Source organism: Colwellia ponticola (assembly GCF_005885605.1).
In the GTDB taxonomy this organism is placed as follows: Bacteria; Pseudomonadota; Gammaproteobacteria; order Enterobacterales; family Alteromonadaceae; genus Colwellia; species Colwellia ponticola.
In genome coordinates this window covers 1-468 of sequence record NZ_SZVP01000087.1, presented here as the reverse complement: position 1 = coordinate 468, position 468 = coordinate 1, and the positions used below count along the sequence as shown (strand labels likewise).

Sequence of the window (468 nt, the reverse complement as noted above, 5' to 3'; positions counted from 1 at the left end):
GTTCTCGCTGTTCGGCGAGAACACCCCGGAAAATCTCAAGCTCCTCAGCGATCCGCTGCTGCGGCCAATGTCGCACCTGATGATCGACGAATTCCAGGACGTATCGCCCCAGATCGTTTCGTGGATACGCGCGAGCCTGCGGGAAATCCGCAGTCGTGGGCCGGCGATGCATGTGGGCCGTGGTGCGCAACGTTCGTCCTTGCTGTGCGTGGGCGATGACTGGCAGTCGATCTACGGCTGGCGCGGCAGTTCGCCCAAGTACTTCATGGAATTCAACCAGCAATTCCCGGCGCCGAGCACTACCCGCGTCATGCTCGGCGAGAACTACCGCAGCCATCAGCACATCATCGACGCCGCCGAACATATCGTGCGCGCCGCACCGGCCATCCCGGGGAAAAAGGCCAAGGCCAGCGGGACGCCAAAAGCCTTGGTGCCGGTCACGGTATTGGAGCGGGACGATGCGGCGTT

The 468-nt window shown here is 62.6% G+C and carries 1 protein-coding gene; it reads left to right on the top strand.

Annotated elements, in window-relative coordinates:
- Positions 1-468: UvrD-helicase domain-containing protein (locus FCS21_RS15965; RefSeq protein ID WP_138624496.1), on the top strand; the 468-nt coding region annotated here is incomplete at both ends.